At 61.7% G+C, this 16,390-nt stretch carries 16 protein-coding genes and 1 tRNA gene; 8 read left to right on the top strand and 9 right to left on the bottom strand.

What is annotated here, in order from left to right:
• Positions 1–11 precede the first annotated feature (11 nt).
• A tRNA-Phe gene (locus tag ACODSV_RS14375) sits at positions 12–87 on the top strand.
• 130 nt (positions 88–217) lie between these two features.
• Here the strand turns inward: ACODSV_RS14375 and ACODSV_RS14370 are convergent.
• The 3 genes from ACODSV_RS14370 to ACODSV_RS14360 form a co-directional block, all read right to left on the bottom strand.
• A complete protein-coding gene (locus ACODSV_RS14370; RefSeq protein ID WP_223817908.1) occupies positions 218–520 on the bottom strand; it encodes a hypothetical protein in 303 nt (100 codons plus the stop codon).
• A gap of 114 nt (positions 521–634) precedes the next feature.
• The gene (locus ACODSV_RS14365; protein ID WP_150055983.1) at positions 635–2,242 is read right to left on the bottom strand and encodes an ArnT family glycosyltransferase; all 1,608 of its coding nucleotides are present in this window, start codon (positions 2,240–2,242) and stop codon (positions 635–637) included.
• A gap of 86 nt (positions 2,243–2,328) precedes the next feature.
• Positions 2,329–3,294 (bottom strand): arsenic resistance protein, encoded by a 966-nt coding sequence (locus tag ACODSV_RS14360; RefSeq protein ID WP_150055984.1) that lies wholly within the window; start codon positions 3,292–3,294, stop codon positions 2,329–2,331.
• Between the two features lie 140 nt (positions 3,295–3,434).
• On the opposite strand from ACODSV_RS14360, the gene ACODSV_RS14355 reads away from it, so the two are divergent.
• Both ACODSV_RS14355 and ACODSV_RS14350 read left to right on the top strand, forming a co-directional pair.
• Positions 3,435–4,406, top strand: coding sequence for an alpha/beta hydrolase family protein (locus ACODSV_RS14355; RefSeq protein WP_150055985.1), 972 nt, complete (start codon positions 3,435–3,437; stop codon positions 4,404–4,406).
• Positions 4,407–4,423: 17 nt separating this feature from the next.
• Positions 4,424–4,837, top strand: a complete 414-nt coding sequence (locus tag ACODSV_RS14350; RefSeq protein ID WP_102625371.1) for a hypothetical protein — start codon at positions 4,424–4,426, stop codon at positions 4,835–4,837.
• A 141-nt stretch (positions 4,838–4,978) separates the two neighbouring features.
• Here the strand turns inward: ACODSV_RS14350 and gabP are convergent, their stop codons facing one another.
• A complete protein-coding gene (gene gabP / locus ACODSV_RS14345) occupies positions 4,979–6,370 on the bottom strand; it encodes a GABA permease (RefSeq protein ID WP_024072850.1) in 1,392 nt (463 codons plus the stop codon).
• Positions 6,371–6,924: 554 nt separating this feature from the next.
• Between gabP and ACODSV_RS14340 the strand changes: the two genes are divergently transcribed.
• The 5 genes from ACODSV_RS14340 (at position 6,925) to ACODSV_RS14320 (ending at position 11,130) form a co-directional block, all read left to right on the top strand.
• On the top strand, positions 6,925–7,698 hold the full coding sequence (locus ACODSV_RS14340; protein WP_024072849.1) for an ABC transporter ATP-binding protein: 774 nt from the start codon (positions 6,925–6,927) through the stop codon (positions 7,696–7,698).
• Between the two features lie 13 nt (positions 7,699–7,711).
• Positions 7,712–8,464 carry an ABC transporter substrate-binding protein gene (locus ACODSV_RS14335; RefSeq protein ID WP_024072848.1) on the top strand — a complete coding sequence of 251 codons (753 nt, stop codon included), beginning with the start codon at positions 7,712–7,714 and terminating at the stop codon, positions 8,462–8,464.
• Positions 8,465–8,538: 74 nt separating this feature from the next.
• Positions 8,539–9,234: an ABC transporter permease gene (locus ACODSV_RS14330; protein ID WP_024072847.1), complete on the top strand. Its 696-nt coding sequence runs from the start codon at positions 8,539–8,541 to the stop codon at positions 9,232–9,234.
• A gap of 38 nt (positions 9,235–9,272) precedes the next feature.
• Positions 9,273–9,962 (top strand): ABC transporter permease, encoded by a 690-nt coding sequence (locus ACODSV_RS14325; protein ID WP_150095267.1) that lies wholly within the window; start codon positions 9,273–9,275, stop codon positions 9,960–9,962.
• On the top strand, positions 9,943–11,130 hold the full coding sequence (locus ACODSV_RS14320; protein WP_150095265.1) for a methyltransferase: 1,188 nt from the start codon (positions 9,943–9,945) through the stop codon (positions 11,128–11,130). The genes ACODSV_RS14325 and ACODSV_RS14320 overlap by 20 nt, the downstream gene beginning before the upstream one ends.
• A gap of 241 nt (positions 11,131–11,371) precedes the next feature.
• Here the strand turns inward: ACODSV_RS14320 and bcsQ are convergent, their stop codons facing one another.
• The 5 genes from bcsQ to ACODSV_RS14295 form a co-directional block, all read right to left on the bottom strand.
• Positions 11,372–12,304, bottom strand: coding sequence for a cellulose biosynthesis protein BcsQ (bcsQ, locus tag ACODSV_RS14315; RefSeq protein ID WP_024072844.1), 933 nt, complete (start codon positions 12,302–12,304; stop codon positions 11,372–11,374).
• A 177-nt stretch (positions 12,305–12,481) separates the two neighbouring features.
• On the bottom strand, positions 12,482–13,606 hold the full coding sequence (locus tag ACODSV_RS14310; RefSeq protein ID WP_024072843.1) for an alginate O-acetyltransferase AlgX-related protein: 1,125 nt from the start codon (positions 13,604–13,606) through the stop codon (positions 12,482–12,484).
• A gap of 12 nt (positions 13,607–13,618) precedes the next feature.
• Entirely contained in the window at positions 13,619–15,034 is a 1,416-nt protein-coding gene (locus tag ACODSV_RS14305; RefSeq protein WP_024072842.1) for an MBOAT family O-acyltransferase, read from the bottom strand.
• 17 nt (positions 15,035–15,051) lie between these two features.
• Positions 15,052–15,717 (bottom strand): cell division protein FtsQ, encoded by a 666-nt coding sequence (locus ACODSV_RS14300; RefSeq protein WP_069075100.1) that lies wholly within the window; start codon positions 15,715–15,717, stop codon positions 15,052–15,054.
• Positions 15,717–16,382: an SGNH/GDSL hydrolase family protein gene (locus ACODSV_RS14295; RefSeq protein WP_024072840.1), complete on the bottom strand. Its 666-nt coding sequence runs from the start codon at positions 16,380–16,382 to the stop codon at positions 15,717–15,719. Before ACODSV_RS14295 ends, ACODSV_RS14300 begins: the two co-directional genes overlap by 1 nt.
• Positions 16,383–16,390 lie beyond the last annotated feature (8 nt).

Raw genomic sequence — 16,390 nt, 5'->3', positions numbered from 1 at the left:
TGCGCCCCGTTGCCCAGATAGCTCAGTCGGTAGAGCAGGGGATTGAAAATCCCCGTGTCGGCGGTTCGATTCCGTCTCTGGGCACCACTATTAAGTTTCAGGTGGTGCAACTATCATCTGGAACACACAAAAAACCCGCCTGGTGCGGGTTTTTTGTTGCCTGGGATTTGACGCCTTGATCAAGGGCGATTCAACATCGCCCCTGCCACTCGGTCACTCAACGCCGATCCCACATCAGCGTCACCACCGCCGCCCTCTCTTGGTCCGACACCTGGAAGCCGCGCTCCTCGACCCGATTTAACCAGTCCTGCGCCGACAACTTCTCGCCAAAGCGCACCAGGCGCCCGTAGCGCTTGAACACGCCCTGCAACATGATAATCATCGAGGGGTAACTGCAGCCGCCGTCGAAACAGATGCTCAGCAAGCCAAGCCGCGAGCGGCCGATCACGTGACCGCCACCCGCGAGGGAGGTCGCACCGGGTGATTGAGCGCCGGGCCGCTTGAAGTCCATTTCCATCATTTCCTTGATCCGCACGTTACAACGATTACAAAAACGGTAAAGCCAGATAGGCGTTATATGACCCGCCGGTCATTTACCCGGCAAACATACACCAACACGCTCTAAATCGCCTGTTCACTTGAGCAGAAACACCAGCAACGGGTTGTCGTTCAAGCGCCCGTTGTACATCGGAGTCAAATGCTCCACTGGCGTTCCCTGCAGCAGCGCGGTTTCCTTACGCGCCACTATCACCCACGCCGGCCGAGGCAGTTCGCCCAACCGTTCCATCTCATTGCGCCCAACGAACAGCGGTTGCTCGTCGTGGTCCAGGTTCATCATGTAGCGCACCGCCCAGGTGTCCCGACCGAGATTGACGAACACCAACGGCCCAGGCTCCGTCGCACGCAGCGCTTCCACCTGGCTGACAAACTGCCGGGTGTCGAACTGCAGGTCCTTGGCCGGCTCCACCACCGTCACCAGCAACAACCACTGCGCCGCGAGTGCAATCGCACTGAGCGACACCAGTCGCGCGCTGCGACGCCAGGCAAGCAACGCCGCCAACTGCAACAGCACCAGAGCGCCAATCAGCAGAGGCAACGAAACGTTAGGCCAGTAACCGTGTTTCTGCCACCCATAGCGACACACAAACACCACAACCCCACCCAACGCCGGCAGCGCCACGACGAGCCCTTCGTAGCATCGACGTATGCCCGCAAACCAGCCCTGCGCATGGAGCAGCCCATAGGCCGCGACAGCGGCGAACATTGGCACCATGGGCAAGATGTAATAGGCACGTTTGAAGTGCGGCACCGACAGCCCGAGCAAAATCATCAGGCCGCAGGCCGCAAGCCGTATCGCCAGTTGCACATTCTCATCGCATTGGCGCTGCGCCCAGCGATGTCGCAACGCAATCATCGTGGCCAACGCCAGGGGCACCACGGGGAAGTAGCGGTACAAACTCAACTGGAAATAGAAATAGAACGGCTCACCGGTTTCGTCGAGGCGCCCACCGACCTGCATCCTGAACACTTCATCGGCAAAGGCATCGCCACCGCTGATCCGCGCCAGCTTCATCAGCAACCACCAGCACGCCGCCAACAGCACCAGGCCAACCATACCGTGCACCAGCACCTGCCTGACCCGCTCGCCGGGACGGCCCAACGCCCAATACACGCAGACCACGCCGCAGACCTCGATCAACCCTAACGGCCCGCGAATCGCAAAGCCCAGGACGAACAGCGGGAACACCGCCAATTGCCTGAGGCGCGAACCGAGGCGTTCACCACTGTGCAGCAGATAGAAACTGCCGACGCATAGCAGCGCCACCATCTGGTCCAGGCAGACCGAGCGCGACTTTTCCAGCAACTGAGTGGTGAGCAAGGTCAGCAGCACCGTGAGCAACGCCCAGTTGCGGCCGTAAGGCACCAGCAAGCGATAGATCAGGGCAACCACACCCGCCGAGGCCAGCGCCGTGGGCAGGACATTTGCCAGATGGTTTGGCGCGTCGAACAAGCGCGCAAATACAAAACTGAAGAACGTCGCGGTACCAGGGTAGTCGGCGTAGGGCTGCCCATAGGTCGTAGGGAAAAGACTCGCGCCATGGCGAAACATCTCCTGCAGGAACAACGCCCAGCGCCCATCAAAGCCCTGGGGCTGCTGATCCCAGATACCCAGGGTGAACAGCAACAAAGCGATCAGAAAAATGCCCAGGGACTCCAGGCGAAAGCGGTAGCGTTGATCCATCGGTTGACCTGTCAGGTAGGGAGCGCGGACCTATGGTGCCGAACCCGCCCCTGAATAGCGCCTGAACAACCTGAAGATTGCCGCTTCTAGCGACTCGCAGGCCACACCCACTTCGGGACCAGCCGGACGTAGACCAACTCACCCACCAGCTCCACCAGGGTCTGCAGGATCACCACGGTCGCCGCCACCCCACGCACGTCTTCGGGCAGCGCCAGCGCCAAGGGCAGCACCACCAGCGAGTTGCGCGTCGATGCACTGAACGTCACCGCCCGCGCCGTGACCGCTGGCAACGCGAACAACCGCGCGGCCAACGCCCCCATCAGCGGCGCCAGCAGCAAAAAGCCGATATACACCGGCAGTACCGGGAGCAGCAGGTTGATATCCCGCACCACCGAGGTGATTTGCGAGGCGATCACCACGAACAACACCAGTGCCATCGCCGGCACCGGCAACCACGCCCAGGCATTGCTCCAAGCGTTGACCGGCGATGATCGCCGCGCCAGGGAGGTGGTGATCACCGCCAGGATCATCGGCACCACGATCAACAACAGGAACGCCTCGACAAACGGCCCTGCCTGCACCACCACGTCGGCCTGCGCCCCCAGCATAAAACCCAGGTACACCGGCAATAGCACCAACTGCAACAGCAACAGCAACGGCGTCGCCGCCAGCATCAGGCGGGAATCGCCCTTACCGATATGGGTAAACACCACCACGTAGTCGATACACGGCGTCAGCAACACCAGCAATGCGCCCACCAGCAACGCCGGGCGCTCCACCAGGCCACGGGTCAACCCCCACACCAGCAACGGCACGAGGATGAAATTGGCCAGCAGCAACGCCGCCAGAAAGCGCTTGTGACCCAGGCTCTGGCGCAGATCCAGAAACGGGATTTGCAGGAACATCGCATACATCAGCACCGCGATGGCGGGCGTAACCAGCACGCCAAGGCCATGGGCCAACGAAGGCGCGAGCAGGCCGAAAGCGGCAGCCAGCAGGACGGCGGCGAAGTAGACCGGGACCTGATTGTGCTCGAGGGTGTCGCGGGTCATGAAAACACTCAGTATGAATCGCAAAGGCGTGAGCCTATGCTTCTACTGGCGCGAGGTCGAGGGAAGAGGCGTTGTACTGCTCGATGCAATCAATAATTTCGGTACTAAAAAACAATAATCCAGGCAGGGGCTTTGAAACGATGAACTTGAATGACGCCTCTTCAATAGAACGTGCAACTACACCCAGAAATAGCCAACGCGAATCCTTCAAAGAATCCGCCGCCGACGGCTACCCCCTCGCAGGCTCCACCTGGCGCCACCCGCGTACCGATCTCGAACGACCGGTCGTCATCATCAACGCCGCCACCTCCGTACGTTGCCGCCACTACTCACGTTTCGCCGATTACCTGTTCGCCAACGGCTTCGACGTGATCACCTACGACTATCGCGGCATCGGCGAGTCCCGCCTCGGTTCGTTGCGCGGTTTCAAGGCGTCGTGGTCGGATTGGGGCACGCGGGATTTCGAAGCGATCCTGCGGCGGGCACAGCGCGAGTTTCCAGGCCAACCGATTGATGTGGTCGGCCACAGCTTTGGTGGCTGTGCGGCGGGGCTGGGTGCATCCGGCGCGGTGATCCGGCGAATCGTCACCGTGGGCGCGCAGTTCGCCTACTGGCGCGATTACGCAGCCGCCGGGCGCTGGCAGATGTTTGCCAAGTGGCATGTGGTGATGCCGCTGCTGACGGCACTCTGTGGGTATTTCCCCGGCAAGCGGTTGGGCTGGCTGGAGGATACGCCGGCAGGCGTGGTGCGCGACTGGAGCACGCCAACGCCCAGGTATGAGACGCGGCCCAGCGGACGTGCCCTGGCCGACTTGCCATTCAGTCGAGTGAAGGCGCAGATATTGGCGATCAGCATCACTGACGACCCGTTCGGCACCGTGCCAGCGATTGAGCGCTTGCTGGGCTATTTCGCAAACAGTGAGCGCACCCATCTGCGCATCGCTCCACAAGACATCGGCGAAAAACAGGTCGGGCATTTCGCGTTCTTTCGCAGCGAGTATCAGGACCGATTGTGGCCGATCGCATTGGACTGGCTTCAAAACGGCCAATTAGCGCCAGATACCCTTGGGATTTCCCCCAACCTGCGCTTCAATACCCCACCCAGATCCTGACCCAAGGACGTGAGCCCATGGCCTCGCCGAACAAGCAGCAAAAACGTGCCCACCGGGCCAAGGCCAAGGCCAAGCAGAACCGTACCCAGCGTGCCGTCGCGACCAAGCCGGATGCGTTTGCCGGGGATGATGAGCGGATTGACCTTGAGTCGGTGGATTTGACCGAGCTGTTCGTGGCGATGCGTACCGCCGGCGAGACCAGCCAGCAGGCACTGTGTGCGGTGTTCCTGGCCCACCCACTGCTCGCACTGGTGCTGGAACAGGAAGGCGAAGAAGAAGCCACCGACTTTATCCTCGCGGCGCTGATCGAGTATCGGCAGTGGGCCACGGACAGCGAGGATGAAGCTGCCGCCCTGGCGTGGATCGAGTCGCCGCAGTTCCAGGCCGACTATGTGGCCGCCTCCCAGGCCCTCACCAACGCCCAAGACTGACGCCAAACAACATGTGGGAGGGGGCTTGCCCCCGATGAGGCCAGTATCAGTCAATTAGATGTCGACTGACGCACCGCCATCGGGGGCAAGCCCCCTCCCACATCTGAACTGCGGCGCAATCAAGCACCGCATTCCATCACATCAATTCAGCACCACCGCGCCGACTCTCTGCGCCTTGCGACGGCTCGACACCAACAACCCCGCCGCCACTACCAGCAAGCTCAAGACCCCAGTCGCAATGATCTCCACGCGGTGGGCTTCCTGGAACAGCATGATGGTCAACGTGCCCACGATGAACACCATCACCGCGTAGGTCAGGCCCGGGAACAGCCACATCTTGAAGACGATCTTCTCGCCCGCCGCCGTGCGCTTCTGGCGCATGCGCAGTTGCGACACCGCGATCACCAGGTACACCAGCAGCGCGATAGCGCCGGAACTGGCCAGCAGGAATTCGAACACTGCTGCTGGGGCCACGTAGTTGGCGAACACCGCCAGGAACGCTGCGCCCGTGGACAGCATCACCGCCCAGTAAGGCGTACCGCTTTTGTTGGTGCGCTTGGACACAGCCGGTGCATCACCGCGACGCCCCAGGGAGAACAGCATGCGCGAGGCGGTGTACAACGCCGAGTTCAGGCAGCTGGTCACGGCGACCAATACCACCAGGTCGACGATCAGCTTAGCATTCGGGATGCCCATGCGCTCCAGCACGGTCTGGTAGGAACCTACGGCCGCCAGGCTCGGATCATTCCAAGGCACCAGGGAAACCACGATGAAGATCGACAGCAGGTAGAACAAACCAATCCGCCAGATCACCGAGTTGGTGGCCTTGGTGATTTGCTGGCCTGGGTTCTTCGATTCAGCCGCCGCAATGGTGACGATCTCGGTGCCCATGAAGGAGAACATGGTGGTCAGGATCGCCGCCAATACCGCGCCCATGCCATTGGGCATGAAGCCCTGGGTATCGAACAGGTGGGACACGCCGCTGACCTGGCTGGTCGGCAAAAAGCCGAAGATCGCGGCCAGGCCGAGAATCACAAAGCCCACGATCGCCACGACTTTGATCAACGCGAACCAGAACTCGAACTCGCCGTAGTGCTTCACGCTGAACAGGTTGGTCGCCGTCAGCAGCAAGGTAATGATCAGGGTAAACGCCCAGATGGCCACGTTAGGGAACCAGGCGTTGAGAATGGTGGCGGCGGCGTTGGCTTCCAAAGGAATCACCAAGACCCAGAACCACCAGTACAGCCAGCCAATGGTGAAACCGGCCCAATGACCGATTGCCCTGTCGGCGTAGGTGGAGAACGAACCGGTGTCCGGTGACGCCACGGCCATCTCGGCCAGCATGCGCATGACCAGCACCACCAGCGTACCGGCAGCGGCGTAGGCCAGCAGCACCGCAGGGCCGGCGGCAGCTATCGCGTGGCCGGAGCCGACAAACAAACCGGCGCCAATAACGCCGGCAATCGACAACATCGTGACGTGACGCGGTTTGAGCCCCTGTTCGAGGTCATTGGAGCTTTGCGTACTACTCATTGACACACCTTTGCGAGGAATTGCGAAAACGGTTCGCCCGGTCTGCAGTCTTTCTTGTGAAAAGAAACCAACAAGGCGTTCTTTATTTTTTACGCAAGATTTGCGCCAAAATGTTACAAAGCCGCAATTGACGCGGGCTGTAGGACAATTCATTAACCGTTGCAAGTCATTGAGAATGCTGGCATTCCGCTACAGCGTTACCGAGCGACCCACTTTCCAGAGCAGCGCGTGCACCACAAACACACACGCAAAGTCCGCAACGCTCCATAAAAGTGCCGTCAGGCGCCGTTTACCCGGTTAACCCTTCCAACACCCGGCCAAAGCTGGCACCATCGCGCCCTTTTTACGTAAAGCCTGTGGATTTTCGGGATCAAACGGTTGTTCGGTTGTTGATGGCGCGACACGCTGCTGTGCCGATGCGACACCCTGCCGCAGAGCCCCGGTTAACCGTCCGCAGCGCTGTTGGCTGTCATCCAGACGCTATGCTAGCTTGGCGCCTCGCCAGGAAGGCGGCCCAACAGCGTCGAACGCAATGAACACAATGAGGACCGCACATGGCTGAGGCCACGCCCGCGCTTGAAATCCGCAACTTGCATAAACGCTATGGTGAGCTGGAGGTACTCAAAGGTATCTCGCTGACCGCTCGCGACGGCGATGTGATCTCGATCCTGGGTTCCTCCGGTTCCGGCAAGTCCACGTTCCTGCGCTGCATCAACCTGCTGGAGAACCCGCACCAGGGGCAGATCCTGGTGGCTGGCGAAGAGCTCAAGCTCAAGGCCGCGAAAAACGGCGAGCTGATGGCCGCCGACGGCAAGCAGATCAACCGCCTGCGCAGCGAAATCGGTTTTGTGTTTCAAAACTTTAACCTGTGGCCGCACATGAGCATCCTCGACAACATCATCGAGGCCCCTCGCCGTGTGCTCGGCCAGAGCAAGGCCGAAGCCATCGAAGTCGCCGAGGCCCTGCTGGCCAAGGTCGGCATCGGTGACAAACGCCACGCCTACCCCGCGCAACTGTCCGGCGGCCAGCAACAACGGGCGGCCATCGCCCGCACCCTGGCCATGCAGCCCAAGGTCATCCTGTTCGATGAGCCCACGTCGGCCCTTGACCCGGAAATGGTCCAGGAAGTACTTAATGTGATCCGCGCGCTGGCCGAAGAGGGCCGCACCATGCTGCTGGTCACCCATGAAATGGGCTTTGCCCGCCAGGTGTCCAGTGAAGTGGTATTCCTGCACCAGGGCCTGGTCGAAGAGCAAGGATCGCCACAGCAGGTGTTTGATAACCCGCTTTCGGCGCGCTGCAAACAATTCATGTCCAGCAACCGTTAACGGAGCAACCTGCATGCAGAACTATAAAAAATTCCTTCTGGCCGCGGCCGTTTCGATGGCGTTCAGCGCCACGGCCATGGCAGAAACCTTGAAAATGGGGATCGAAGCAGCCTACCCGCCGTTCAACAATAAAGACGCCAGCGGCAACGTCGTGGGCTTCGACAAAGACATCGGCGATGCCCTGTGCGCCAAGATGAAAGTCGAGAAGTGCGAAGTGTATGTCTCCGACTGGGACGGCATCATCCCGGCCCTGAACGCCAAAAAATTCGACTTCCTGGTGTCCTCGCTGTCGATCACCGATGAACGTAAGCAGGCCGTCGACTTCACCGACCCGTACTACTCCAACAAGCTGCAGTTCATTGCTCCTAAAGCCACGGCAGACTTCAAGACCGACGCGGCCTACCTCAAAGGCAAGATCATCGGCGCACAACGCGCGACGTTGGCCGGTAGCTACCTGGAAGACAAGCTGCCTGACACCACCGCAAAGCTCTATGACACCCAGGAAAACGCCTACCTCGACCTGACCTCCGGCCGCCTGGACGGGATCCTCGCCGACAAGTACGTGCAGTACGAATGGCTCAAGAGCAAAGACGGTTCGGCCTATGAGTTCAAGGGCGACCCGGTTGTAGAAAGCGACAAGATCGGTATCGCCGTACGCAAGGGCGACCCACTGCGCGAACGCCTGAACAAAGCCCTGGCAGAGATCAAGGCAGATGGCACCTACAAGAAGATCAACGACAAGTACTTCCCGTTCAGCATCGAATGATCTGATCGGCCTGCCCGGCGCGCGCCTTTAAGCGCGCCGGCTTTCAGCTTTGCCTGCCGCGATATGAAAACACCATGAATTTCGATCTCTACGGATTCGGCCCCGCCCTCGCCGCCGGGGCGCTGATGACCGTCAAGTTGGCGCTCACGGCCCTGTGCCTGGGGTTGGTGCTCGGCCTGGCCGGTGCCCTGGCCAAGACCTCCCCCTACAAGTCGCTGCAATGGCTGGGCGGTGCGTACTCAACCATCGTCCGCGGTATTCCCGAACTGCTGTGGGTACTGCTGATTTATTTCGGCACGGTCAACCTGATGCGCGCCCTCGGGGAGATGCTGGGTAACCCCGACCTGTCCCTCAGCGCCTTTGCCGCCGGGGTCATCGCCCTGGGCCTGTGCTTTGGCGCGTATGCCACGGAAGTGTTCCGCGGCGCAATCCTCGCCATTCCCAAGGGCCATCGTGAAGCCGGTGTCGCCCTGGGGCTGTCGAAATTTCGCATCTTCACCCGCCTGATCATGCCGCAAATGTGGCGCATCGCCCTGCCGGGCCTGGGCAACCTGTTCATGATCCTGATGAAAGACACTGCGTTGGTCTCGGTCATCGGCCTTGAAGAAATCATGCGCCACGCGCAGATCGGCGTGACCGTCACCAAGCAGCCGTTCACCTTCTTCATGGTCGCCGCCTTCATGTACCTGGGCCTCACCGTACTGGCCATGACCGGCATGCACTTCCTGGAAAAACGCGCCAGCCGTGGCTTTACAAGGAGCACCCAATGAGCGGCGACTATAGCTGGCTGTCCCACTTCGACCTGGGCCTGAACTGGGCCGTGATCATCAAATGGCTGCCCAAACTGGCCCAGGGCGCGACCCTGACCCTGGAACTGGTAGCCATCGCGGTGATCGCAGGCCTGCTGCTGGCGATCCCTTTGGGCATTGCCCGTTCCTCCCGTCACTGGTACGTACGCACCCTGCCCTATTGCTACATTTTCTTCTTCCGCGGTACGCCGCTGCTGGTGCAATTGTTCCTGGTCTACTACGGTCTGGCGCAGTTCGATGCCGTGCGCAACAGCTTCATGTGGCCTTACCTGCGCGATCCGTTCTGGTGTGCCACCGCCACCATGACCCTGCACACCGCCGCCTATATCGCCGAGATCCTGCGCGGTGCGATCCAGGCCATCCCGCCAGGCGAGATCGAAGCCGCGCGCGCCCTGGGCATGTCCAAGCCCAAGACGCTGTTCTACATCATCCTGCCCCGCGCCTCGCGCATCGGCCTGCCGGCCTACAGCAACGAAGTGATCCTGATGCTCAAGGCCAGCGCCCTGGCCAGTACCGTCACCTTGCTGGAACTGACCGGCATGGCGCGTACCATCATCGCGCGCACCTACCTGCCGGTTGAGATCTTCTTCGCGGCCGGGCTGTTCTACCTGTTGATGGCCTACCTGCTGGTACGCGGCTTCAAACTGCTGGAACGCTGGCTGCGCGTCGATGCCTGCCAGGGACGTTGAGACACGCTTCCAGGCGCTGGATGCGTTCCTGGTCGAGCACCAAGGGCTGTGGCGACCACGGCCCTTCACGCACTCCCGGCTACCCTGGGAAACCCAGCATCCGCAACTCGCCCAATGGTTGCGCCAGCGCTCGTTGGCCGATGCCGAAAGCAGCCATAACCAGCCCCACGACCTGCCCGCCCCCGCACCGTTTCCACAACTGGCCGCGCAAGCCCTGCGCCTCAGTGCTGTGGATAAGTTACCGACCCAGCCCCTGGCAGCCGCGCGCCATCGCTTGAATGTCGACGTCCCCGGGCGTAAATGGCAGCAGATCGAAGCGTTCGGCGCCGCGCTGCACTTTGCGCAGACGCCGTCCCATTGGCTGGACTGGTGCGCCGGCAAAGGCCATCTCGGGCGCCGCCTGCTGCAACCTGGCCAACAGCTGACCTGCCTGGAATACGATCCGGCGTTGATCGCCTCCGGCCAAGCCTTGAGCGATCGCCATCGGTTGCCGGTCACCCATCGCCTGCAAGACGTAATGGCAACCGTAGCGATCAACCCCGACCACACCCCCGTCGCCCTGCACGCCTGTGGCGACCTGCATGTGCGCCTGCTGCACGCGGCCAGTGCCGCCGGCTGCAAGCAACTGGCGCTGGCACCGTGTTGTTATAACCGCATCAACGCCGAGCGCTACCAGGCGCTGTCCGGCGCCGGCCGTGCGTCGCGGCTGCAACTGTCGGTCGAGGACCTTGGCCTGCCGCTGAGCGAAACCGTCACCGCCGGTGCCCGCGTGCGCGCGCAACGGGATACGTCGATGGCCCGGCGCCTGGGGTTCGATCAGTTGCAACGTCAATTACGCGGCTGCGACGAGTATTTGCCCACGCCCTCGCTGCCCGCCAGTTGGCTCGACCAACCCTTCGCCGACTACTGCCGGGAACTGGCGAGTCTCAAAGGGTTATCCACAGGCGAGCAGGATTGGCCCGCACTGGAGGCCGACGGTTGGCGTCGCCTGGCCGAGGTCAGGAACCTGGAATTGCTGCGTGGTCTGTTTCGGCGCCCGCTGGAGCTCTGGCTGGTACTGGATCGGGCATTGTTTCTGGCCGAGAAAGGCTACAGGGTCGAGGTAGGCAGCTTCTGCGAATCGACACTGACGCCGCGCAACCTGATGGTGCTTGCCGAGCGCGATTAAAGGGCAAAATTGTCGCACCCCAGCCTGTGGATAACTCTGTTGATGGAATCTTTACAGAAGCTGTAGCCAACAACGCTACCGGCAAAAAGCCATGCTGCTCATTTTTTACCCACGCCATAAACCACCCGCAAAACAGGCAGTTGCAGCGTGATGAGAACGGCTCCACAAAACGTGTATTGGGTGACAGCGGCCACTGCCCAATTGTGCATAAGCATCTGGTGATAGGCGTATAAACCGCGCTTTACCGCAGCTTTCTGCAGGCGATCAACCACCGGCAAAGGTCGTTGATATCGTCGCTCGCCAGGCCCGCCGCCAGGCTGTCCAACGGGTCTGCGCCGAAGGCCAGGGCTTCGCTGATCGCCATGTCGCGATGCACCTCCCACGGGGCCTTGTTCAACCGTTGCTTGAACGCCTCGACCATGTCCAGGCTGAACGCGTTGTCTTCATCGAGCTGGTTGATCACGAAGTGCACCTGCGGCGGGCGCTCACGCTCCAGGTGCGGCGCCAACAGCGCCTGCAATTGATCCAGTGTTCCCAAAGATGCCGCGTCAGCCTGGGCGATGACCAACACCACATCGGCCACGTTCAGCGCCTGGTGCAAGTACACGTTATTTCCGGCAGGGGTATCGATGACCACCGTATGGCGCGCGCTCAGGTCCAGGGGGGCGAGGTGTTGCGCCAGCCAGTCGGGTTCATCCTTGAGCCAGCGCTGCAGCTTTTCCTGTTGCTGTGTATCGCTGTCGCCAAAGGGAATGACTCGACTACCGGCAAAACCCGGCTGCTGGAGAGTCTCCCACTGCGCATGTTGCAGGCTGGCCACACCGATGCCCGGCGCAGTCGGGCTGACCCCGAAGTGAAGCCGCAGGGCGTTTTGCGGGTCCAGGTCCAGCGCGACCACCGGTTCGCCGTGGCGCTGCAGGCCACTGCTCAAGGCGGTGGCCAGGGTGCTGCGGCCCACACCCCCATTCACCGATACCAGCGCCACCACGCTCGGGCGCGGCGCCGCGCCGGCTACCGCCTGGGTTTGTTCATTGGCGCGGGTAGACTGGCCGGAGAACGGTGTGCCGTCATCGACCGGGATGCTGCCGAAAAAGTGCAGCCGCGCATGCTGCCCTTGGGGGTCTCGGCTCACGTCCTGGCCGAGAAGAACGAGAAGACTGTCGGTGAAGCTCATCGCACATTCCTCCTCACGGCGAAGCTTAAAGACGTGAAAAAGGTCAGCTGATACGACTGCTTACCGCAGGTCTTTTTGTCGTCGCCTTAGTGCCCGCAGTCTGCTTCAAGCCAGCAACAGTGTCATTATTTTGCTGTAGGAGCTGGCTATTTTTTAGACAAGTGGCAAAAAGTCAATTTACTGACTAATCGTCACCGGGTCGTACGGCGTCTGCAGGTCGCGCTCCGGGATCTCCCAAATCAGCAACTTGGGCGGGGTTTGCTTAAACGCCGGGCTGTCGAAATACGCCTTGGCCGCACCGGAGAATTCGCCACCGTCCTTGCTGAAGTTGCCTACCGGCGCATTCAGGGCCTTTTGCAGGAAGCCCACAAAGTTGGAGTTGCGCGAGAACGAGGTGCCGATCAGCGCCACATTCGGCAGGCTGGCATCGCCGAACAGGTCGTCGGCATTGCTGGTGGCGCCACCGCTTTCATGGGCGGAACTGGCCGCGACCGACTCGCCCGGTGGCTGCAATTTCGGCGGCAGCCAGTCGAGGCCGGCCAGACGCACCAGGTCACCCGGGCGCACGGCGAGCGGTGCCTGGGTGATCGTGAAGGTTTGTTCCGGCGTGGCCTTGATACCGCGCTGCTGAATGCGCTGGGCCAGGGCCTGGGCCCCTGCGTTGGCGCCGATTTCGCTCCAGTGGGTATCGGTGCGCAGGTAGGCCTGCGGGCCCAGGGGCTTGAGCGTGTCAGTCAGGTCCAGCGCGGAGACGCCGGCAGCCTGCAACGCGGCAGTCCAGGCCTGGACACGGCCATCGAGCACGGCTGGGCGGTACAGGCCGCAACGCTGTGCGGCCGCGATGCGGCTCTTGTCCGGCACCACCACCACTTGCAGGTCGATCCCTTTTTTGCCCAGTTGCTGTTGCAGGTCGATCACGGCCTGGGCCTTGGTCTGTGCATTGGCGTCCGCATGGCGGTTGATGCGCAGCTCATCGCTGATAAACAGCCAGCCCGGGCATCCCTGGCGCACGCGCGGCCCGGTATCGCCGAAGGCCAGCCAGCTGGAGCCACGCTCCAGGTTGGCGGCCTGGATCGCCATCGGTGCCTTGGCCAGTTCCTTGGCGAAACGGTGGGTCACGTCGCCATGCAGCAGCATGTCGGTGTCCACCTTGGCCGGCACGAAGCTGATCGGGCCCTTCACCATCAGCCAGGCGCAAGACAGAAGCCCCGCCGCCAGGAAGGGCACCAGCACCCAGGCCGCCAGGGGGCTGGTACGAACGGCCAATTCGCTCGGTGGAGTCGGTGCGGTAGGAGCGGGCATGGTCGGGCTTCCTTAGAACTGAAAGTACAGAAACGGTACGGCGTCGCGGCTGGCAATCAGCGCGAACGACAACACAAACCCGGCCACCGGCCACAGCGAAGCCGCCACCAAAAACCACGGCTGAGTACCAAAGCGTTGCTCGCAGCGCACCTGCCAGATCGGCGCGATGATGCATACCAGGCCCAGCAAGGCCGCCATGCCATGGGCCGGGCGCAGGGCGACCGCCATTGCGTCACCCAGGGCCATGCCGTGCATGCCGAACTGGCCGGCATACATGGTCAGTGCCGAATGGAAGTCCGGCGCGCGGAACAAGGTCCAGGCCAGGCACACAAACAGCAACGTCAGGACGTGGGACAACACCGGCGGAATACTCGGCAAGCTCGAACGCGACCAGGCGCGGTCCACGCACAGCGCCACCCCGTGGGCCGAACCCCACAGCAGGTAGTTCCAGCTATCGCCGCCGTGCCACAAACCGGCAATCGCCATGGTCAGGAACAGGTTGCGATACGTACGCCACACGCCGTCACGGTTACCGCCCAGGGCGATGTACAGGTAGTCGCGCAACCAGCTGGACAACGACAGGTGCCAACGGCGCCAGAAGTCCTGGATGCTGCTGGCCAGATAGGGCCGGTTAAAGTTTTCCGGGAAGTGGAAACCCAGCATCAGGCCCAGGCCGATGGCCATGGCGCTGTAGCCGGCGAAATCGAAGAACAGTTGCAGCGAATAGGCCAGGCAACCGATCCACGCATCCACCAGGCTCGGGTTTTCCAGGTGGAAGGCAATGTCCACCAACGGCGACAAGGTGTCGGCCACCAGCACTTTCATGCCCATGCCGATCATGAAGCGCCGCGCGCCGAGGGAGAAATTCGGCCAGTTGAAATACCGCTGGTTCAGCTCGCGACGGACCCAGTCGTAACGAATGATCGGGCCGGCAATCGAGTGGCCGAACATCGAGATATAGGTGGCGTAATTGATGAAGCTGCGCTCCACCGGCACCGTATGCCGGTGTACGTCCACCAGGTATGAAATCGCCTGCAATACGATGAACGACAAGCCGGCTGGCAACGCCACGCGCTGCCAGTCCAGTGGCATGGCGCCGTACCAGGTGATCACCTCACTCACGGTGCCCGCCACGATGTTGGCGTACTTGTACCAACACAGCACCGCCGTGTTGAACACGATCAACGCGATCAACAGGCGCACCCGGCCTTTGCCATCCTCGCGGGAGCGGTCCACCAGCAAGCCGCCGACCCATGCCACCACGGTCAAGACCATGTGCAGGAACAGGAACAGCGGGCTCAACCAGCCGTAGAACAGCCAGCTGCCGATCAACAGGATGACGTTGCGCCAGCTCGGACGAGCCAGGGCATAAATCAACAGGAAGGCCGGCAGGAACAGCGTGAGGAATTCGAGTGAGGCAAAGACCATGGTGGTGTCGGGCCCGATCAGTTAGCGAGTGCGTCAGAGGCGAACAGCAACTTCGAACCTGCAGCCGAAGGAACAGCCAGCACGCTATAGCGCTCGCCAGCCTTGAGGGTGAACGACAACGGCTGGCCAACCGGCGCGCCGGCGCATTTGAGCTGCACCGACAGTTCCACCGGGTTGATCATGCGCCGCTGCAACGAACCTTCGGCGACCTGCTTGAACAGCTCGGCTTTTTGCGCCACGGCTTCCAGGCTCGCGTCGGCGCACGTGGCGTCGGCGTTGATAAAGGCCAGGGAGGCCTTGAGCGCGTTGAAGTCGTCCGGCTGTTCGCGCACCACCAATTGGCGCGTGGCGCCCTTGGCGTCGACCAGCGCCACCACGGTGGCGAATTCGCCTGGGGCGACGGTCACCGACAGGTCGGCGTCCTTGCCATCGCGGCTCAACACGCCCTTGATCGGCTTGTCACCGCCCACCACCGGCAGGAAGGACGAGACCAACTTGTCGCCATTCAACACCAGGCTGGCCTTGGAGCCGGCGGCCACCAGCTTCAGTTCGCTGCCGGTGCCGTTGGCAAACCGCAGGAACGCTGCGTCTTGCTCCGGGCCGGTGGGATACAACGGGATGTCGGCGCTGTAGGCGCTGACGCTGGCGAGCAAGGCCGCCAGACCCAGGGTCATCCGTTTCATTATTTGCTTCCTTTACCGTAGGCCGATGGCGGCAGGTCACCCAACGCAGTACCAATAGCCTTGGCCCACTTCTGGTAACCGTCGATGGTGAAGTGCTGGCCGTCGGTGGTGATCCACTCGCCCGGCTTGGAGAAGGTCAACGAGTCGATGTAGGTGCACGGCGCCACGTTACTGGCCAGGAACGACGACATCAGCTTGGTGCGGGTGTCGTCCTTCTTGTACTGGGAACCGACCTTGCCCCATGGCGGGCCGACCCACACGCACTTGGTGCCAGTCTCGGTGATCGCCTTGGTCAGCGAGGTCACGCTTTTCCAGGCCCAGGCCTTGGGGAACACCGGGTTGGTGTAGGAACCCATGGTGTCGCCGATGATCAGCACCACCACATCGGGTTTGTCCTTGGCGATCAGGTCTTTGATCGGCGTGGTGCTCATGGCGTTCTTGCCGTAGATCACCGCTTTGCCGGTGGGCATGCGTTCGCCGCCGCACTCGACTTTTTTCGGCACGACCCAATCCGCCGCACCCGCGCCGCAGGCGCCGATGGAGTGAACCACCGCGCCTTGCTTGGTCAGGTTGTCTTGCAGCGGGTTGAGCAACGAATCGGGAAAGCTCATATGACTTTCGCCCAGTACCAGCATGGTTAGGCCGGCAATCGCAGAAACAGGCATGAATGACT

This window comes from Pseudomonas sp. FG86, from assembly GCF_057808775.1.
Note: the sequence above shows the minus strand (reverse complement) of the source record. Positions and strands in the feature narration are given on the sequence as shown.

Excerpts from the sequence above, each read along its gene's own strand:
- ACODSV_RS14370 (WP_223817908.1), bottom strand. The coding sequence starts at position 520 with ATGATGGAAATGGACTTCAAGCGGCCCGGCGCTCAATCACCCGGTGCG.
- ACODSV_RS14365 (WP_150055983.1), bottom strand. The coding sequence starts at position 2,242 with ATGGATCAACGCTACCGCTTTCGCCTGGAGTCCCTGGGCATTTTTCTG.
- ACODSV_RS14360 (WP_150055984.1), bottom strand. The coding sequence starts at position 3,294 with ATGACCCGCGACACCCTCGAGCACAATCAGGTCCCGGTCTACTTCGCC.
- ACODSV_RS14355 (WP_150055985.1), top strand. The coding sequence starts at position 3,435 with ATGAACTTGAATGACGCCTCTTCAATAGAACGTGCAACTACACCCAGA.
- ACODSV_RS14350 (WP_102625371.1), top strand. The coding sequence starts at position 4,424 with ATGGCCTCGCCGAACAAGCAGCAAAAACGTGCCCACCGGGCCAAGGCC.
- gabP (WP_024072850.1), bottom strand. The coding sequence starts at position 6,370 with ATGAGTAGTACGCAAAGCTCCAATGACCTCGAACAGGGGCTCAAACCG.
- ACODSV_RS14340 (WP_024072849.1), top strand. The coding sequence starts at position 6,925 with ATGGCTGAGGCCACGCCCGCGCTTGAAATCCGCAACTTGCATAAACGC.
- ACODSV_RS14335 (WP_024072848.1), top strand. The coding sequence starts at position 7,712 with ATGCAGAACTATAAAAAATTCCTTCTGGCCGCGGCCGTTTCGATGGCG.
- ACODSV_RS14330 (WP_024072847.1), top strand. The coding sequence starts at position 8,539 with ATGAATTTCGATCTCTACGGATTCGGCCCCGCCCTCGCCGCCGGGGCG.
- ACODSV_RS14320 (WP_150095265.1), top strand. The coding sequence starts at position 9,943 with ATGCCTGCCAGGGACGTTGAGACACGCTTCCAGGCGCTGGATGCGTTC.
- bcsQ (WP_024072844.1), bottom strand. The coding sequence starts at position 12,304 with ATGAGCTTCACCGACAGTCTTCTCGTTCTTCTCGGCCAGGACGTGAGC.
- ACODSV_RS14310 (WP_024072843.1), bottom strand. The coding sequence starts at position 13,606 with ATGCCCGCTCCTACCGCACCGACTCCACCGAGCGAATTGGCCGTTCGT.
- ACODSV_RS14305 (WP_024072842.1), bottom strand. The coding sequence starts at position 15,034 with ATGGTCTTTGCCTCACTCGAATTCCTCACGCTGTTCCTGCCGGCCTTC.
- ACODSV_RS14300 (WP_069075100.1), bottom strand. The coding sequence starts at position 15,717 with ATGAAACGGATGACCCTGGGTCTGGCGGCCTTGCTCGCCAGCGTCAGC.
- ACODSV_RS14295 (WP_024072840.1), bottom strand. The coding sequence starts at position 16,382 with ATGCCTGTTTCTGCGATTGCCGGCCTAACCATGCTGGTACTGGGCGAA.